This is a genomic window from Rhizobium sp. USDA 4016, assembly GCF_056279705.1.
Window position 1 is genome coordinate 544,012 of sequence record NZ_JBWCCY010000002.1, and the last position, 17,176, is coordinate 561,187.

Annotated in this window: 13 protein-coding genes and 3 pseudogenes; 8 read left to right on the top strand and 8 right to left on the bottom strand. The window is 54.1% G+C overall.

The window, feature by feature from the left end:
- Positions 1-309 precede the first annotated feature (309 nt).
- Together ACZ9DP_RS03520 and ACZ9DP_RS03525 are read left to right on the top strand one after the other, a co-directional pair.
- Entirely contained in the window at positions 310-588 is a 279-nt protein-coding gene (locus ACZ9DP_RS03520) for a hypothetical protein (protein ID WP_476200277.1), read from the top strand.
- Between the two features lie 216 nt (positions 589-804).
- Positions 805-945, top strand: a complete 141-nt coding sequence (locus tag ACZ9DP_RS03525; protein WP_476200278.1) for a hypothetical protein — start codon at positions 805-807, stop codon at positions 943-945.
- 41 nt (positions 946-986) lie between these two features.
- Here the strand turns inward: ACZ9DP_RS03525 and ACZ9DP_RS03530 are convergent, their stop codons facing one another.
- Entirely contained in the window at positions 987-1,781 is a 795-nt protein-coding gene (locus tag ACZ9DP_RS03530; protein ID WP_476200279.1) for a sugar transferase, read from the bottom strand.
- 2,492 nt (positions 1,782-4,273) lie between these two features.
- Between ACZ9DP_RS03530 and ACZ9DP_RS03535 the strand changes: the two genes are divergently transcribed.
- The 3 genes from ACZ9DP_RS03535 to ACZ9DP_RS03545 all read left to right on the top strand — a co-directional run bounded on the left by ACZ9DP_RS03535 (position 4,274) and on the right by ACZ9DP_RS03545 (position 8,076).
- Positions 4,274-5,037, top strand: a protein-coding gene (locus ACZ9DP_RS03535; protein WP_476200280.1) for an IS5 family transposase whose coding sequence is annotated in 2 segments (ribosomal slippage) — positions 4,274-4,589 and positions 4,589-5,037 — 765 coding nt in all. Because the reading frame shifts where the segments join, the coding sequence is not laid out codon by codon here.
- A 73-nt stretch (positions 5,038-5,110) separates the two neighbouring features.
- Positions 5,111-6,208: an IS630 family transposase gene (locus ACZ9DP_RS03540; protein ID WP_476202191.1), complete on the top strand. Its 1,098-nt coding sequence runs from the start codon at positions 5,111-5,113 to the stop codon at positions 6,206-6,208.
- An 866-nt stretch (positions 6,209-7,074) separates the two neighbouring features.
- Entirely contained in the window at positions 7,075-8,076 is a 1,002-nt protein-coding gene (locus ACZ9DP_RS03545; protein ID WP_476200281.1) for an acyltransferase family protein, read from the top strand.
- Positions 8,077-9,262: 1,186 nt separating this feature from the next.
- On the opposite strand, the gene ACZ9DP_RS03550 is transcribed toward ACZ9DP_RS03545, so the two are convergent.
- From ACZ9DP_RS03550 to ACZ9DP_RS03575, 6 genes and pseudogenes are all read right to left on the bottom strand, one after another.
- Entirely contained in the window at positions 9,263-9,499 is a 237-nt protein-coding gene (locus ACZ9DP_RS03550; protein WP_476200282.1) for a hypothetical protein, read from the bottom strand.
- A gap of 180 nt (positions 9,500-9,679) precedes the next feature.
- Positions 9,680-10,038, bottom strand: a pseudogene (locus ACZ9DP_RS03555) (endonuclease/exonuclease/phosphatase family protein); the annotation flags it as partial.
- Complete coding sequence (locus ACZ9DP_RS03560) at positions 10,035-10,244, bottom strand: hypothetical protein (RefSeq protein ID WP_074066488.1); 210 nt, start codon at positions 10,242-10,244, stop codon at positions 10,035-10,037. The pseudogene ACZ9DP_RS03555 and the gene ACZ9DP_RS03560, both read right to left, overlap by 4 nt.
- Positions 10,245-10,680: 436 nt before the next feature.
- Positions 10,681-10,899, bottom strand: a complete 219-nt coding sequence (locus ACZ9DP_RS03565; protein ID WP_476200284.1) for a hypothetical protein — start codon at positions 10,897-10,899, stop codon at positions 10,681-10,683.
- 751 nt (positions 10,900-11,650) lie between these two features.
- Entirely contained in the window at positions 11,651-12,232 is a 582-nt protein-coding gene (locus ACZ9DP_RS03570) for a dienelactone hydrolase family protein (protein ID WP_476200286.1), read from the bottom strand.
- 351 nt (positions 12,233-12,583) lie between these two features.
- A complete protein-coding gene (locus ACZ9DP_RS03575; RefSeq protein ID WP_239602873.1) occupies positions 12,584-12,814 on the bottom strand; it encodes a hypothetical protein in 231 nt (76 codons plus the stop codon).
- A 531-nt stretch (positions 12,815-13,345) separates the two neighbouring features.
- Here ACZ9DP_RS03575 and ACZ9DP_RS03580 point away from each other — a divergent pair.
- Positions 13,346-13,567, top strand: coding sequence for a hypothetical protein (locus tag ACZ9DP_RS03580; protein WP_372431778.1), 222 nt, complete (start codon positions 13,346-13,348; stop codon positions 13,565-13,567).
- An 878-nt stretch (positions 13,568-14,445) separates the two neighbouring features.
- Here the strand turns inward: ACZ9DP_RS03580 and ACZ9DP_RS03585 are convergent.
- The gene (locus tag ACZ9DP_RS03585) at positions 14,446-15,417 is read right to left on the bottom strand and encodes an acyltransferase family protein (RefSeq protein WP_476200287.1); all 972 of its coding nucleotides are present in this window, start codon (positions 15,415-15,417) and stop codon (positions 14,446-14,448) included.
- Positions 15,418-16,035: 618 nt separating this feature from the next.
- Here ACZ9DP_RS03585 and ACZ9DP_RS03590 point away from each other — a divergent pair.
- A pseudogene (locus ACZ9DP_RS03590) lies at positions 16,036-16,567 on the top strand (adenylate kinase family protein).
- 311 nt (positions 16,568-16,878) lie between these two features.
- Positions 16,879-17,125 (top strand): annotated as a pseudogene (locus ACZ9DP_RS03595) (transposase); the annotation flags it as partial.
- Positions 17,126-17,176: the final 51 nt, after the last annotated feature.

The following is a 17,176-nucleotide window of genomic DNA, read 5'->3' on the forward strand; positions in this document are numbered from 1 at the left end:
AAGCCAGAGAACTGCCATCAACATCTATAAACTACCTTCTCGCTTAAATGATTACCGCCGACAAGTCGATAATAATCGATAATAAAACAATAACTTGGTAAATCTGTTGTCTTGCTGCTGTCAATGTTGCTTAACCTATACGCGAACAGATAATCTCTATATCTAAAAAACAGTATGTGTGACATGACGTATTTATGACCTCAGCTATTTTTAACAGGTCAGTGGTCTTATTGTCGTCACGATATACCTGTTGATTAATCTATGGCTATTCCGTCACGGCATGGGTCCTTACTCGGAACGGGAACTACGATGCGGTTGCTTTTGTTTTTCATTCCTGCGCTATTTTGCTTTCCTGCAGTCGCTCAATATCGGAATTATGAGGTTCAGCAGGATGGGCCGAATGCCTACACCGGGACGTTTGGCACCAAAAATTTCGAGCTTGATATAAATAACGGTGAAGTGCAGGGGCACGTTGGCGGACAACAGCCTGGAATGCGCTCTGGCAAAAACCGAAATGACGGTAGCAGCATGGGGGCGACGCATGGCCGTTGTTTTGTTGATGGCCAAGGCGCGGCTTACTGCCAATAGTCAACTCGCAACACTTCCTCCGTGCAGCCGGTACCGAGATATAAAATGCTTGCTTCGATCACAGTCGTTACTGACGTGAGGATAGTATACCGGAATCGCCACTGCCCAGCTCGGACACTCTTGTTTTGGCGTTGGCAAAAAGACTCTGGTAACCAATGAATTTCACGACCTATTAGCATGGCAACTGTAGTCTAAGCCCATGTCAGGAGTTGTGAAATGAGCTTGAGATTGAAGTCTCTTCTGGTGGCGATCCAGATTTCAGCGTTGATGTGGATGCTTGTTATCGGCGCCGGTGTTTGGATTTCGCGCGCAGTATCTCACGGGACCGATCCGATTGTCACCGCAAGTACGAAATAGCATCGTTCCTATGGCTAACGCAGCGCATCTGCCGACATGCGTTAAAAGCCTTGTCCTCGGGTCAATTCGGACTTGATGGTGCCTACAAGTATCTTCAGATCTAACGCGAAAGAAAAGTTCTCTATGTAATAGAGATCCGAATAAATGCGGGCGCGAGCCTTTGCGCTACTATCGGTGGGGCCCCGCAGTCCGCGCATCTGGGCAAGGCCGGTCAGACCTGGCCGCATCACATGCCGACGATGATAGTTCGGTACGAGTTCCTCATAGAGCATGCCACTTGCAAGCATCCCGATGGCGTGGCAGCGAGGACCAACGAGTGACATATCCCCTCGAAACACATTGAACAATTGCGGAAGCTCGTCCAGGTTTGTTTTGCGCAAAATTGCGCCAAGACGCGTAATCCTCGGATCGTTTTTCACCGTTTGCTTGACGCCGGTTGGATCACAAAGGTCTGAGCGCATTGATCTGAATTTATATACTCGGATTTTCTTCCCATCCTTGCCCCAACGCATTTGTGAGAAAATGGGGGAGCCCTTGCTCTCAAGCCGGATTAAGCAGGCGACGACCACCAAGAACGGCGCCAATATAAGAAGTGCGGTCGCGGAGACTATTACGTCGAGGATACGCTTAAATGCAAAGTTCCAAGTAGCAGCTTTAGCGATAGGCTGGGCCGCAGGCGGAAAAGTCCAATCAGAACCAATGTGCTGTGTCACGATACCTGCCGTAAAGATATTGTTTACACTATCTTTTCTACGTGTAGCCATCAACATAGTCGTCCGCTCTTCTTTCAAATCTGAGGTTGCCGCTTCTTTACTTCGGCTGTTTGTCGACGTCATCCGCAAAATTAACAGTTGGTTAATGTCCCTGCACCATTTCTGGGCTTATATTGCACCGCAGCAATAAGCTAGCACGGGTGATGGTTAATGCAAGATGAATAATGTTTTGTGAAGGCGCAGTGAATTGAATAAAGCGAAAATGCGTTATTATTCCTATTAATGGGAACTATATTTGCGCGGATTACTATTGGAGCGGAGGTGGAGTATATCTTTTAGACAAAATTTGTGTATATTTCTTACAATTAATAGTATATATAATATTTCGCAATATGATCTGTGTCGTATCATAACGCAATAGTTTCTATTTTTATTTGATAAAATCATTCTTATATAAAGAATTTAAAGAATTTTATGGACGCACAAGGAGTTAAATAATTATATTTTTCATGCGCAATCGAGCCCGTGCTGCTGCAGGGGGAATTAATTTGCTCGAAATGAAGGAAGATGCAGACTGTCCAGAGGACGGCGCCAGATTTTGAGAGGCATTAAATGATCAATTGTATACCTCGCTACCTGTTCGAACGCTTGGGACGTGAGTGGCGATTGATCGATCCCGAGCGGGAACCCTCCTATTCTCATGGAGATACTTTAGGCGAATCACGCCAGATGGAGGCGGCCCCAAAGCGACTCCGGATCGGGCGTGTGGATTGACAGAAAGCGCCGCCAATCACCCTTGGCGATCGTCGGCGACAATACCTTGCCCCGTATTATGATGAGTTGTGAGTAGGCAAACAGCGCATCTGTAACCCAAACTGCCGATTTACAATCGTGCTTATTCGCGTACCCTCTGTCGCGTTTGGTGGAGCGGACGGGGAGGAAGACATGACCTATCGTGCAGGGTGCCTGGCACTTGCGCTTGAGATTTCAATGTGGATTTGGGCGGGGATCTATTTAGCCATCGCCGCCCTGTGACGTAATTATCACTATTCAATATTCAGGATCTCCCGCAAGACCAGAATGACTACGTCTCGAACGAGCGCTCCAGTTTTAGGCTTTAAGGGTCGCTGGAAAACAGCGTCCAGCAATGTCTGCAGTAAAAATCGCCAGCTAATGCGGCCGGATCGCCAATGGCACTTCTCAAAGACTTCTTGACCTCAGTGCCGTCTGCTCGGCAGGCTGTTGCGGTGGTTCTGGAAGAGGAAAGGGTGCATTCTCTCGCTACTTAAACGGCGTTCTCCAATTTGTTTTACGGTTACAACATGTGCGCCGGGAACCGTCGATGTACAATGATCAGTCCTGGACCCAAGCTTGACTAAACCCTGTGGTGGACAGTTAGTCGTTAAAGAATCATCTGTACAAATTGAAACAAAATTATTAAGGACGAATTATTTATTTCAGTCGGCAGGCGTATCTATCGTAACGCCTGTAATTTACGATATTTCATTGGGGTTTCAATGACTGTGCCAGCAAACATAAGTCGCTCAACCAGGAATAAGCTGCGACGAATGTCAAATATAGAGCTTCGAAAAGTCCGACTGTCCTTAGATCTAACTCAGATTCAGCTCGCCAAACTTTTGGGCTATGCAACACCTATGCGCGTTTGGGAGATGGAACGCGAAGAAAATCCACGGCCTATATCCCCTCTCGTTGAAAAGATGGTCCGGGCGTTTGAGAACGGCTATCGCCCGCCTGACTGGCCGAAACGTGGAAGGCCACGTGTTCGCTCCACGCCGCTGGAAGGTGAAGGAAGGCCGCTTGGAAGGCCTCGAATCGATAGCGAACAAATTAATTTCCGTATCGTCAGAAATGAGCTTGCAGCGTTAGATGCATTTAGCCTTACCGAACCAGATAGTCCCCGTAGGACTGAGTCGATAAGGCGAATATTGAAAAGTTGGTTGTCAGAACGCGGGTTTTTAAAAACAATAACATAAGCTGCGAACTCGCGTTCGGGAAACTTCGCCAAGCGCGCTGGCAGTGCTGGGTTGTGCAGCAGTTCATCTAGACGCGAGCCCTAGACGTTTCATTCCATCGTCGCGGAGTGTTGAACTGCCCGCGATACCCACCGCGCAAGCTATTGCGATGGGCGGCCGGAGTGTTGTGAGATCTAGTCCTGCAAGACGCATCGCAGGCTCGCCCACCCCATTTTGGGTGATGATTTCATGGTTAACGCGCTGTATCAGTGCGACACATCCATCGAACAGCATCATGTACAGAACCATTCAAAACAGCTTCTTCTTTTTCGTTTCAATTCTGTTTTTGGCAGCAATCTTCTTGCTTCCATTCGTTTCACTGTGCTCTGTGGTTTATGCGACAATGACGCACAGGTGGAGCATCTGGCATGTGTGCTTCCCCTAGTGCATCTCATGCTCGTCGCGCTCGCTATTCATGTCATCGGACCTGCTTTCAATTGGAACCGGTTGAGCACGGGGTAACCTGCGAACGCTTTCTGGAGATTTTCACCGAGCTTTGATGAACTAGGCCGCGAACTCATAAACCGGGTTTCCTGAGTGCTAAGATGATGATTCAATGAGGCTTTGATTTGGAGGCCTCGCGTGACCCGTCGTCGTTTTGATCTGACAGATTTCGAATGGGCGATCATTCAGCCGCTTTTGCCGAACAAGAGCCGCGGTGTGCCGCGCGTCGATGACCGCCGGGTGATCAATGGCATTTTATGGCGGTTCCGCACTGGTTCGCCCTGGGCCGACGTGCCGGAGCGATATGGGCCCTACACCACGTGCTACAACCGCTTTGTGCGATGGAGAAAGGCTGGCGTTTGGGATCATGTCTTGCGCGAGGTCGCAAAGGCCTTCGACGGCGACATCGTCATGATCGACAGTTCCTGTGTTCGCGTTCATCAGCATGCGGCCACGGGAAAAAGGGGGATCGAGACGATGGCTGCATGGGACGTTCCCGCGGCGGCTTGACGACGAAAATCCACGCGGTTGTCGATGCTGATGGCAGACCGATTGGTCTCGACCTGACAGCGGGACAAGCCCATGATAATCGGATGGCAGAACCCATGCTGCAGAACATGCGCAAAGGCACGATCCTGCTTGCCGATCGTGCCTATGACACCAATGCCTTGCGAGACTTGGCAAAGGAGAAACGGGCCTGGGCCAACATCCCGGCAAAACGGAACCGCAAGGATAGCTTCCCTTTCAGTGCTTGGGTCTATCGCCAACGCAATCTAATCGAGCGTTTCTTCAACAAACTCAAACAGTTCCGAGGCATCGCAACCAGATACGACAAAGACCCGCGTAACTTTCTCGCTGCCATCAAGCTGGCTGCAACACGCATCTGGATTCGGTCGTTATGAGTGTACGCCCTAGTCACCTGGAACTGAAGTAAATATCATTGTATATGCCTTGAATGGAGAAGGGGCATTGGTGATGGTAGGCCGGCAGGCGGATTTTGTTGTATTGAGCGATGGGGACCGGGCTTTTCTCGAAGCTCAGGTTCGGCGGCACAAAGCGCCGCGTTCACTATCAGATCGATGCCGGATGGTTCTGCTCTGCGCGGAGGGATTGCAGAGTAAAGACGTCGCTGAACGCCTTGGTGTCCACGAGCACACGGTTGGCAAGTGGCGGCGGCGGTTTGTGCAGGAAGGCATTGAAGGGTTGACCGACGAATATCGCGCAGGTCGCCCACGCACAGTATCGGATGTCCAGGTTGCTCAAGTGATCGAGCGGACGCTGAACAGCACTCCGAAGGACGCCACCCATTGGTCGATCCGCTCCATGGCCGCCGAGACCGGGCTTTCGCACACGACCATCCGTCGGATTTGGACCGCGTTTGGGCTGCAACCGCATCGGTCAGAAACGTTCAAGCTGTCGACCGACCCTCTGTTCGTCGACAAGGTGCAGGACATTGTCGGTCTTTACATGTCGCCGCCAAATCGAGCTGTCGTGCTTTGTGTTGACGAAAAATCGCAAATCCAGGCACTGGATCGCGAGCAGCCTGTCTTGCCCATGGTGCCGGGGGTGCCTGAGCGCCGCACTCACACCTATGTGCGCAATGGCACAACGTCCTTGTTCGCGGCGCTCGACGTTGCCACCGGTGCGGTGATCGGCAAATGCTACAAGCGTCACCGGGCAACCGAGTTCCTCGACTTCCTCAAACGGATCGACGCCGTGATGCCCGAGGGACCGGACATACATCTCGTGATGGACAACTATGCAACCCATAAGACGCCGAAGATCAAGGCCTGGCTCGCCCGCCGACCGCATTGGCATGTTCACTTCACGCCGACATCAGCGTCCTGGATCAATCAGGTTGAGCGGTGGTTTGCAGAGCTGACGCGCAAGCAATTGCAACGCGGCGTCCATCGATCAACGGCAGAACTCGAAGCCGATATCGTCGCCTTCATCAAGGCACACAACGAAAACCCCAAGCCTTATAAATGGGTCAAATCCGCCGACGAAATCCTCGCCGCCGTCAAACGTTTCTGCCAGAAAACAATGAGCCGAACTTCGGATTCAGGTGACTAGCTGGTTTCTGAACGAAAACGAAATGGCCGCTGCCACGTGGCTCGTTCAAAAATGCCGACAGTTGCCAATTTCCGGACTGGAGGCAAGGCTCGTCCGGACAGTCAAGTAATCCTATTTTGCTAACTGCCATTTCATTGCAGCAAATGCAACGTACGCCTACCTTTGGTCGGGTCAGGGTCCGCAGTCTCAGCTTGTCGCAGAAGCTGGGGCGGGATCTCATGAGGGACTATGTCCGATCACTTTCGGGTCCCAGCGGTGAAGCCTGTATCTGTTTTGTCGCTTGTAATCCAGAGCACGCCGCCAATTACGCCGGCCCAGATCACCAGTGACGCGAGAGTGGCAAGGATGAGATATTTTAGTCGATTCGTCATGCGTTCACGCTAGGGCCGGGATTGGAACGGTTCACGAGCGGTCGACAGTTGTGGCTAATATCCACTGAATCCTCGCTTTGGATCGTGCCAGAGTGAACGCAACGAAGCCAGGGCGCGGTCGCGGCGCCGACGCGAAAAATAAAAATGGCATCAGATTAGCAGCGGCAATGGTTACATACGAATCTTGGAGCAATTTTGATCCTGAATGAGATGGTGCGTGCGCTGATCGTCGCTCAAGGGCGACCTGACATATAATTTTGTTACTACGCTGAAGACTGTTGCTGTAATGTCATCGGCCTCGATTCACTAAACGTCAGAAAGTGAAACCTACACGTTTGGAGTAGACGGCGCTCGTCCTAATTCCTTACTTTATTCCGCAATGCAGCAATGGTCTCTTGCAGTGCCTTCCCCAAGGCAACTGCACTCCACCCCATAGTGCAAGGGCTCGCTCAGCCAGCGAGCCCTTTTTTGGCTCCGGCAATGAGGAGAAATGTTGTGGCGGAATCCGAAGCCATTCTCGACAAATCTGACGGTGTTACGGCTGCCACGCCGGCTCGGTTTGACAAGGGCCATATCGCCTATCTTGATGGCTGGCGAGGCTTCGCGATCATTGGCGTCATTGTTGGCCACTTCTTTCCGATCCCAGGCTTCAATGTGTCAAGGCTTGGCGTTGAACTGTTCTTCGTTCTTTCCGGACGACTGATGGCGGATATCCTATTCGTTCAAAAGAAGCCTGTTGCCACCTTCTTAAAAAGACGTGTATCGCGCGTATGGCCTGCGTTGTTTGTCTTCGTGGCGATAATGATTTCGTTGTATCAGATACCGGTCCACCACATCATTGGCGCCCTGACCTTCACTCAAAACTATGTGTCGATTTACGCTTCCCGCATCGACGAGATCGACCATCTCTGGTCGTTGTCGATTGAGGAATGGACTTATGTCGTCCTTGCGGTATCCGCGCTAACTGTCTCTAGAAATGAGACAGCTGCGGCAACGATCCTGTCAGTTCTTTGTGCGATTTGCTTGGCGAACGGCGCGATGCAAACAATCTCCGGAGGCGGTTATTACTCCGTCTATTGGAGGACGGATGTCCGGGCCAGCTCCATCTTCTTCGGTGCGATCATCTATCTGGCGCTCCGGCATCTAACATTTCCCAAATACTTCTCTTTGTGCGTGGGAACTGTCGGAATGCTGTTGAACCTCAATCCGGTTCCGGACGAAATCAAATATTCGATCGGCACCTTCCTTTTAGCCTTATCCCTGATCTCATTCCGTGACTCGCCAGCATGGTTGTTGGAGATCTTCAATTCGACGGCACTCCGGGTGGTCGGCCTCCTTTCCTTCTCTCTGTACCTGTGGCAGCAGCCGTTCTACAAGATGATCGGCGATCAGCCACGTCTTTTGATGTTAGCGGCTTCCGTCGCGTGCGCAGCCGCTTCATACGTGCTCATAGAAAGGCCTTTCCGCCATTTACTAAATCGCTACTGGGCCAGATGAGCCTATCCTATATGCAGCGTCGGTCGACAGACGCGGACAACGACTCCAATGTCTTCGCCGGAGGCAACTTCGCTGCGGTCTAGTTGCTGAACCTCGTAAATACCCTGCAATGCCTCGTTGAAGGCCTCAAATTCATTTGCGATGGCAATGCCGCTCGGATCGTTTGGATCCCGGCTCTGCGTTCTTATCCACATCGCAAGTCCAAAGCCAATCTATAAATGGGCCGAAGGCACAGCTTGTGGAACTGGTCAGCGCTTGGAAAAAACGCTATGAGTCAAGGGTTCGCAGGCCGGTCATCAACAGACCCGGCATCCTTCAGTGTAGGAAAAGCGACTGGTTCCTCTGGTCGAAATTTCGGTGAGGGTGTCGGCCGATTACGCTCGATCATACGCCATTCGTGCTCCAGCCTGTCAACGATGCCCTGAGGAACGGTCTCTCTCATGGTTGCCTCCAACGGTCTTGTGTTGAATCAGCAAAACGAAATCTCCGCAGACGTGCAAGCGCCACTGCGACTTACGGTTAGCTGGTAAGGTTAAACATATAAGCGCAAGAGGATCTTTTGAGCGCTCTAACAGCCGTACCTTAGAAAGGAGCCCCGGAATTGCGAACGAGGTCACTCAACGCGGACACCAATATGGAAAAGGCCCGCCAAGGATGGGGTGATGGCGGGCCTTTAAACAGGAGCAGATGATACAGCATCAGCGTCCTCGCATTTTTTCGACCGCTAATGTTGTATAGTCACCATCCATTTTTGGGTTGGTCGCCGAAATAAAGGTTCAGAGTCTCGAAAGTCGGCAAATATACAGAATCTAGTCATGCGGCTTTACGCGTGCCTCCGCACTTAGAATAGCGTCTGTATAGAACTGGATACGAGCGATGAACGCCATATTTCTTCGCTAGGGAGTCTATAATCTTTGCTCCTGCCATATATTCAGCGATGAGCAGCAGGCGTTTTTCGCGTGTCAATCTGGAAGTTGCCATTGATGTTACTAGCGAATCTTTGGGAAAGACTTCGATCGCTATATGCTCGTTTTCTCATTTGGAGTCAAAGGCCTAGCGCAACGGCCGGCTTTCCAATGTTAGGGCAGTCACCCTCCATTTTAGGGATGATCCTGGCACGCGGACTCCGGTCAGAACACCGGCGGTGGGTGCCAGCGTGAACTGGGCTTCCGAAAGTTGACACCGTTCATATAGCGAACCACTGATCGAAATACCGCTGCGCCTCGGCCTTTGCCTCCTCCGGTGTCAGCGCCTTCGGCTGGGCGAGGGGATGGCCGGGCTCCTCGTAGAGCACGATGCCGTCCCTGGCGATGACGGTGAAGAACGGCCGGCCGCGCGAAAGCTGGTCGTCCACGTCTGCCAGGCAGTGCACGATCGGGATCACCGGGTTTTCAATCCGGTGGCTGATCTGTTCCTGTAGCAATCGTTCCTCCAGCGCCTCCCACAGCTCATGCTCTTCGGAAAAGCTCTTGGTGTTGACGACGATGAGAAGGTCATGGTCGGAACGGTAGCCGCTTGAGCGATCCTCGACCCAATCGCCGCGGGCAAGCCGTAAAGGACGACCTTGAGAACCTTGCCCGCCGCCTTATTTCCGGACAGCTTGTAGCTTGTAGTCGAACTTAGGCCCCGGATACGGGTTGCCATTCGGAAGATGCAGCCGCCGATGACGATTCCTTTGACGATCGCCTCGATGTATCGGCTGTGAAGGTCGTCCGGATCGCCCGGAAGTCCTTTCCGCCTCAGGTGTGGCTCCTGATCCTTGGCAAGCAGGGCCACGCCGTTCCAAGATTTCTGACCCTGCCAGACCGCGCCTTATCCCGCCTCTTCGATCGCTTTCATCGGAAACTTCTCTTGAGGCGCTATCAATTCTTGCAAACATACGACGTCGGGCCTCAGCGAGCCACCCAAGAAGAACCTCGAGACGACCGTTCACCCCGTTGACGTGTAGGTCGCGATCTTCAATTGCCGCCTGCTTCAAGTTCGCGTTCCTCTTCGATCGCCGACAACCGGGCGTTCGCGGCGTCGAGGATTGCGGTCAGGAACTCGACGCGGGTCCAACCGACGAGGTGGGCCTCCTCCACGAGGATCTGGACGGCGTAGTCGACAGTTTGGTCGAGCTCGACCTTTCGTTCCGGACTATCTGGCTGGGTGCTCGGTGGATTGATCATGGCGAGGTTGCCTTTCAGAGGAAGGTCACGGCGGACGGGTTAGATGCTCGCCTGGCGTTTCGTTGCCCGCACCGAGAAATCGGAAAAACCGGTGCGTTCATCATCTCCGTCGTGTCCGATTGACACACCGCGACCTCGCGCAATTAACCTCCGTTCCTAGCGAAGGTTCCAGTAGAGGCTATAATAGCGATCCCGGCCTCGTTTCGCGGAGATGCCGGGTAGAAGACGACGTCGCATCCCCGCCGCGCCCTTGAAACCAACACAATCATCGGCTATCTGCAGCTCATCGGCGTTGCTGGTGAGCGCTCCACGCGAGCGTTCGCGACTGCCGAAGTCGCTTATCTGCTTTTGACCACGGATGTACTGGCACTGGTGTGAAGAGCGATGTTGAGAAGGTCGGTGCGGTTTCGCCCCGGCCTTTTTTATTGCCTGGTGCTCAGCGCTGAGCGCCGGGCCAGTCGTTCGACGGTTCCTCGACATCGGCTCGCGCACGATCTTCGGCTGGATCAGGATCCCGCTCGTAGTTCGCCCGCAGATTTCCGATCTCCTCGATGATAGCATCGTAGACGTCAGCCTGTCTCGCGCCCCTAACCACATAGGTATCTACGAAGTCCTCGAGCGCTGCCTTGAGATCAGCTCTCCAATCTTCGCTCATGGCCGACCCTCGGATTGCAGACGGACGCCTCGAAAATGGAGTTCCCCTGTTGGGCAGCGTGCCGACATCCGGCCGACTGGCGCGGCGCCCTCATCGGGTTCGGGATCGGGAAGCGACTCATCGCCGGGAATACGGTCAGGATCCGGCGGCGGGGCCGGCCGCGGTACAATAGGCTCGAAAGGGACTGACATTGGAACTCCTCCTCAACGACGGCAACGCTGAACCGGTCGGCAAGTTCCGGCGCGCTAACGACGAGGCGTCGAACCTCCGAGCAGAACGATCCAGATTCTGGATCGTCCGAACCACTTTTTGGACCGGCTCGAGGCGCTCGCACTCCGGCACCCCCCTATGTCGGTGGAAGTTTCGGCTCTTCACCTTCAGCGTATCGATGTGGAGAAACGGAATTTATCCCGAGCCGGATACTATGCCGAGCCAGTTCCCTAAAGCTCGAGATTTCCGATAGGGCGGGATGGCAAGCTCGGCATAACAATACCCATTCTGCGGTCGGCCGGATTGCGCCCGCCAACACCGGACATTAAAAATCTCAAGTAGTTGTTCTTTAAAGGGTTCGGCTGGCTGCAATCGTGGTATTGCCGAAAGCGGATTTTGAAATGGATCGATTGCGGATTGCCTTTCTCGCCCATCGAAGAACGACGATGTTACAAGGATCGATCGCTATCGCGGCTGGAAAGTAGGCACTGTTGCGGGACGACCTTTCGGGACTGAGCTCAAGCCAAGACGCCGGCATGGATCAAACGCGATCCAGGAACTGAAGCACTCGAATGGTGAGTAGTGCGGTCGCATCCGCGTCATACGATGGGAGCGAACTGTCGGCGAAGTAGTGCTGATCGCCGGGGTACAGGAAAAGCTCCGCGTCCTCGACCTTCTCCACGATCTCGCGGGCGGCGTCGATGTCGCCCTCGCCGACGAAGATCGGGTCGTTTTCCTTACCGTGAATCTGGACCGCGACGCCGTCTGGCCAGGGCCCGAAGGCCCACTCGCCACTGATCGGCAGGCAAGAGTAGAAGAGCAGGGCTCCGCGGGCTCCCGGCCGTGTCTGTGCCAGCTTCTGCGCCGGCAGCACACCGAACGAGAACCCGGCATAGACGAGCTTGGGAGGCAGCTCGTCGGCGACGCTGACGCCGCGCTCCCGCATGTCGTCGAATCCGATCTCACCGATGTAGCCGAGACCCTCATCGATGCTCTGGAACGTGCGTCCGTCGAACAGGTCCGGCGTATGCACGATGTGACCGCTAGCCCGCAAGTCGTCGGCGAACGCGCGCACACCCGGGGTCAGCCCTTGTGCGTGGTGGAACAACAAGATCTCGGCCATACAGAGCCTCCGGGTGGGATGGTCAGGCGCACGTTCGGCACCCTACAGCGGCATCGCCTCGCTGGGAAGAGTGCGGACACGCCACAGAAGTAACGTTGGCGACTCCAGCAACGGCCGCCAAGGTTCGCCTCGAATAAGCGGAACTCTCAGGCCGCGCCCCTGGGCTTCGTGCTTGAGGCGTAACCCAAGGGATCGAGGGGAAGGTTCGGCCTACGCCGGATCGCGAGGCTTTCGCGGTCGCGTTCGCAATGGTTGGTCGGTGGCCTGAAGAGGCCAGGAACGCGGGAGCTTTGCCATCCAACAATTAAATCGCGCAATGCGCAAATATCCACCGCGAAATCTACGAGGATGCTAGTCTACCGGCCGCTTGAACTGCTCGATCCGCATAGCGCGGCCGAGGGCCTCGGCGAGCGCTTGAGATGAATGCTCGCCTCCGATTGCGAGACTAACGGCGGTCGTCATCGCCACACGGCCACGGCCGCTCTCTATCGGAACACGATGAAATTTGCACCACTGGTGAACCACCGTCGTGACCGTGTCGATCTGGCTTTCATCGAGGGGAAGTAAATCCTGAAGAGACATCTCGTGCTCCTCTGTGATGGCAAGAGGACGTATAATCGCCCAACCGGTCTCAGCCGATAATCGGGGCCGGCATGGGCAGTGTACGCCGGACACCGTCAAGGGCAATGGGAACCCGCGATTGACTACACAATAAGTACCCACAAGTCGCGCCGGAAATGAACTGCATGCGAAAGCCGGATGCACCCCGAATACCAGCCGAAATACAAATGGCGGGAGACATGGCCGGGCGAGGACCACCAGGACGTTGTCTCCTTGGATGGCGATTTGCAATTGGGCGCATTTATCTCGACCTTACCAGCGGACCGCCCGCCCGCCAGTGGCGATGGGCGATCAATACCATCCCTTGGCAGAGGCAGAACATCCTGCCTTGCAACGGCTGGGCATCTGGGCGTCCAATGCGCGAGAGGCATCGAGGAAGGTCGAACAGCTATGCAGATCAAAGCGCTGCATGGACGGTCAGCGATTTGCTTTTCATCCTGCGTTCAGGATCGATCTACGAAAATAGATCATCTTCTTGGGGAGTGTTGAACCATGACCAGAGATGATTTCGCTGCGAACGATGCACCCTTGCAGAACGAAGATATTGTGATCTGCAAAAGAGTCTTCGATCATATCTGCGCGACCGGGCACATAACGCGTCACGACGCCTGCGACGAGCTCGCAACCCAGATCATCTATTTCTATCAGCACGGCGTCAGGAACGAAGACAGCTTGGAACAGTTACTCGCCAGTATTGCCGAGAAACAGAGGTAGACGTGAATATGCCAATACGCCTGCAGTATTACGCCAGACGCGACGGGGATGGCAGCTGGTCGATTGTCCATACGCAAACGCACAAGGTCGCTGTCATTGCTGAAACTCTGCCGCTAACACGCCTTGATGAATCCACTGCCATGGAGATTATCGATGCCCTGAGTGAGAGGTATTCGGCGCCCGAAGCACCCGCACCTTCCCTGAAGGCGCGGGGGACCGACCTAAGCCGTTTTAACTAATTTGCTCTCGTTTGATCGTCTGTCATTCTGCTATTGCGTGGCGGAGGCGAACCCCTTCCCCTCTTGTCACGCGGTGCGAAAGGGCTCGCGTTGATCGATGGCCAGCGCGAGCCCGCATCGTACTCGTCGGGGCAGTTGCACCCTCAACGATTTCGAGATTCAGCTTAGGATGTGAAGGCCGGGGCTATTTCCCACGTTACCCCGGCCAAGGAGGATTCCCCCCCTGCGCCGCGGTTTCAGCCGTTCGCCGGCGCACGGAGATGATAGGATGCACCGGCCCCTGAGGATATTCGTAGATTGTCGCAGATTTTCGCAAGAGAGGTTTTTCTTCTCTGGTCGATCGCAGGGAACCTTCCCTTCCGCTGGGCGTTTATTGAGATCACGCGTTTCGGGCTTCCACAGCTACTGATACTGCGTGATCCCAAGTGCCATCGGGTTTTCCCCCTGGTACTCATGGCTTGGGCTCGCCTTTGACCTCTCTTAGACGAGTCCTTGCCGCGTGAAGGCGTTATACCCGTTTCCGTCGCGTTTTCATTTCATTCAGTAGCGAGCACCTATAATCAGCTCTCGCGCCTCCTGCGCTTATTGTCGCCGCGAGGGCCGACAGGCGACGGTGGCCTCGGCTGCATTGAACGTTAGTCACTCCACGAGCAGGGACAAAAGCTTTACCTTTGACATCAAGTTGCTAGCAATGAGCGAAGCGATGCTGACGATGACAATGGTGATTAACACGCGTGCGATGGAAGACGGCACAAACACGGTCTGAACCATCCACAGGAACAAAAGGTGGATACAGTACGATCCGAGCGTCTTCTCGCCAAGCTTCGCGACGGTGCCCGGCACGTGGCTTTGACAACCAAGAGCAAGGAAAAAAATCCCGACGGCGTAAGGGACGGTCGATATGAAATAATCGATGTCACGTGTCGGCGGCACCTGGAAAAAGCGCCACAATAAAAAGCTCTCGAGGCACTGAAGCAGAAATCCGGCCGATGCGATGGCGACAGACTGCTTTATCGTCAGCGATAGGCCGGACTTGCCGATCCAATAGCCGATCGCGATGAAGATGCAGCCAAAAAACGGTCCGTCGCGGAAGTTCCAGTGTGAAGGCCCCTCCACATTCAGTTCCACGAAAGGCACTCCCAGGCAGTAGAGCAATATCCCGGCGACGAGTGCTCCTCTTATGCCTGAGACCTTCAGACACAGGGCGAAGGTAACGGCGCTCACACCCAAAGACGGCAGGAACCAAAGATGGTAAGCGGGAACTCCTTCAACGAGAAGCTGTCGGACGCCCAAAATCCCGCTATCGCCAAAAATTAGTTCATGCGCCAAAAGGTATATGAGCAGCCATCCGGCAAACACAGGGAAAAGCCGAGTAAGATAAAGCTTGGCCGTGGAAACCAGGGACACGCGTTTCCGGCTGAGAAAATATCCGGCGACAAGAAAGAAATAGGGCACTGCGAAACGTGGAACGAGCAAGAAAAACTCTGTTGCCCGCGGCCCGAGGTAAAAGCCGCGCGCGTGAACTGCGACAACAGCAACGAAGGAGACGACCCGAAACAGGTCGATGCCCATATGGCGTTTTGGACTCAAAGCATCCGTTGGCAGGCTCATCGGCAGAAGCTCCTTGGAAGCCGATATCGCATCGCCCGCAATCGGCCCGGTCAAATCATCAAAGTTGCGATCAATTGCAGCGCATTTGCTTGGTCTCGGTCGGCGCCCCGATGCCGCGGAAAACCTTCAGTTCGCAGGCGCAATAACTACCGGAATGCCGCAGAGGTGTCGAGCGCGGCTACAACGCTGAGGCGATCTTTGCATCGCAGGTGGCTTTCGTGTCGGTTGATGAAAATTAAGGCGCCGGAGGACTAGGAACATCCGACCGCCTCGGATGTTCGGCGGAATGGATCGTGCGGCCAATCTCTCCTGTAACCGTGCTTTAGCCCCTGCACGTGGCCGTGCGGTCCGCCTCAATTCTTCGCGCATCGGTATGTTGGTGTACAGAAACCATGATCCCTATCAGGCATTCATCTTTTGATGTCTTCCGACGTTCCTCTTCGTCGTCAACAACTTCCTGCAGCATTATCGTCCGGTGACACAGTCCTCGTGCAAGCCCGTTGGAATGGAAGCCGGAAATCTGTGCATAATATTGATTTGTACACCGTATCCGTCCTGCGCCATAAGGCGACAGGGGTGGCTATTGCCAAGAAGTGCAGTTCATCGAACGAGAGCAAAATGGGCGTCAGGAACTATTTGATCGAAGGCGTTTCCGGGACTGGCAAGACCTCGGTCGTCACTGAACTGCAGCAGCGCGGTTACCCCGCCATCCACGGTGACCGTGAGTTGGCTTATCAAGGCGATCTCCAAACGGGTAAACCGCTGGATCGCTCTGCGGCATAGGCAGAACAGTCTGGATGTGGCCTTTGGGCACGAGCACCACCTTTGGGATGTCGACAAAGTCAAATCCTTGGTGGCCGATCGAAGCCACCCGATTTCCTTCTTCTGCGGCGGCTCAAGGAATTTCCATCACTTTATTGATTTGTTTGACGGGGTTTTCGTTCTCGACGTCGATTTAGACACGTTGAAGAGGCGGCTTGCCAACAGACCTGAAGACGAGTTTGGCGGAAAACCAGCCGAACGAGAAGTGGTTGTGCGACTGCATGCAACGAAAGAAGACAATCCCAAGAACACGACGACCATTGACGCCACTGCGCCGTTCACCTCCGTCGTCGACGATATTCTATCGAAATGCCGAGAGGCCGACTAATGGCCGGCGCGCCATAGTCTAGTTCGATCGCGTGGCCGGCGGATGTCAGCTTTGGTATAAGCGGTCGGCCCACAATGACCTTTACTTAAGAGCCGCGATGTCCGCTTCAGGCGGATGTTGTTGAAAAATTATGCGCAGTGTTATCATGGGCGCTCGCAAGAGGAGCGATCGCATGATTTTGTTATATTCAACAATCGGCGTCCTGATAGGCGTGTCATTAGTGGGTATCGCTATTTGGTTCGGAATCTCCCCCTCATTATCCAATCGAAAGTCGCGTCTTCCTGAGCCTAGCGGCAACTCAACCGAGCCAGGACGGCAGGGTGCCGGATCATTCCAGCTTCTCGAAGAACCGTCATGGTCGGTTTCGGCAAAGCGACATTTTGCGGCACATGTTCGAGACGGCGTCTTGCCCAGGGGCTGGTTGGCGCACGAGGATTTGCCGTTGATGCAATTCTGATCGCGGCGGACGCCAACAAGCAACGCTCGGTGCCCGGCGCGGAATGGGAGGTCAAAGACGACGCCAGCCGCTCCGGCGCTGCTGATGTGCTACCCGATTTCGGGTCAGCGGCAGGCGATCTTGTCATTCGGGTCGCCTCTACGGCAAACGAC

Bases quoted from the DNA above. Each gene is read 5' to 3' on its own strand.
- ACZ9DP_RS03520 (WP_476200277.1), top strand. From the start codon at position 310: ATGCGGTTGCTTTTGTTTTTCATTCCTGCGCTATTTTGCTTTCCTGCA.
- ACZ9DP_RS03525 (WP_476200278.1), top strand. From the start codon at position 805: ATGAGCTTGAGATTGAAGTCTCTTCTGGTGGCGATCCAGATTTCAGCG.
- ACZ9DP_RS03530 (WP_476200279.1), bottom strand. From the start codon at position 1,781: ATGACGTCGACAAACAGCCGAAGTAAAGAAGCGGCAACCTCAGATTTG.
- ACZ9DP_RS03540 (WP_476202191.1), top strand. From the start codon at position 5,111: ATGGTAGGCCGGCAGGCGGATTTTGTTGTATTGAGCGATGGGGACCGG.
- ACZ9DP_RS03560 (WP_074066488.1), bottom strand. From the start codon at position 10,244: ATGATCAATCCACCGAGCACCCAGCCAGATAGTCCGGAACGAAAGGTC.
- ACZ9DP_RS03565 (WP_476200284.1), bottom strand. From the start codon at position 10,899: ATGAGCGAAGATTGGAGAGCTGATCTCAAGGCAGCGCTCGAGGACTTC.
- ACZ9DP_RS03570 (WP_476200286.1), bottom strand. From the start codon at position 12,232: ATGGCCGAGATCTTGTTGTTCCACCACGCACAAGGGCTGACCCCGGGT.
- ACZ9DP_RS03575 (WP_239602873.1), bottom strand. From the start codon at position 12,814: ATGTCTCTTCAGGATTTACTTCCCCTCGATGAAAGCCAGATCGACACG.
- ACZ9DP_RS03580 (WP_372431778.1), top strand. From the start codon at position 13,346: ATGACCAGAGATGATTTCGCTGCGAACGATGCACCCTTGCAGAACGAA.
- ACZ9DP_RS03585 (WP_476200287.1), bottom strand. From the start codon at position 15,417: ATGAGCCTGCCAACGGATGCTTTGAGTCCAAAACGCCATATGGGCATC.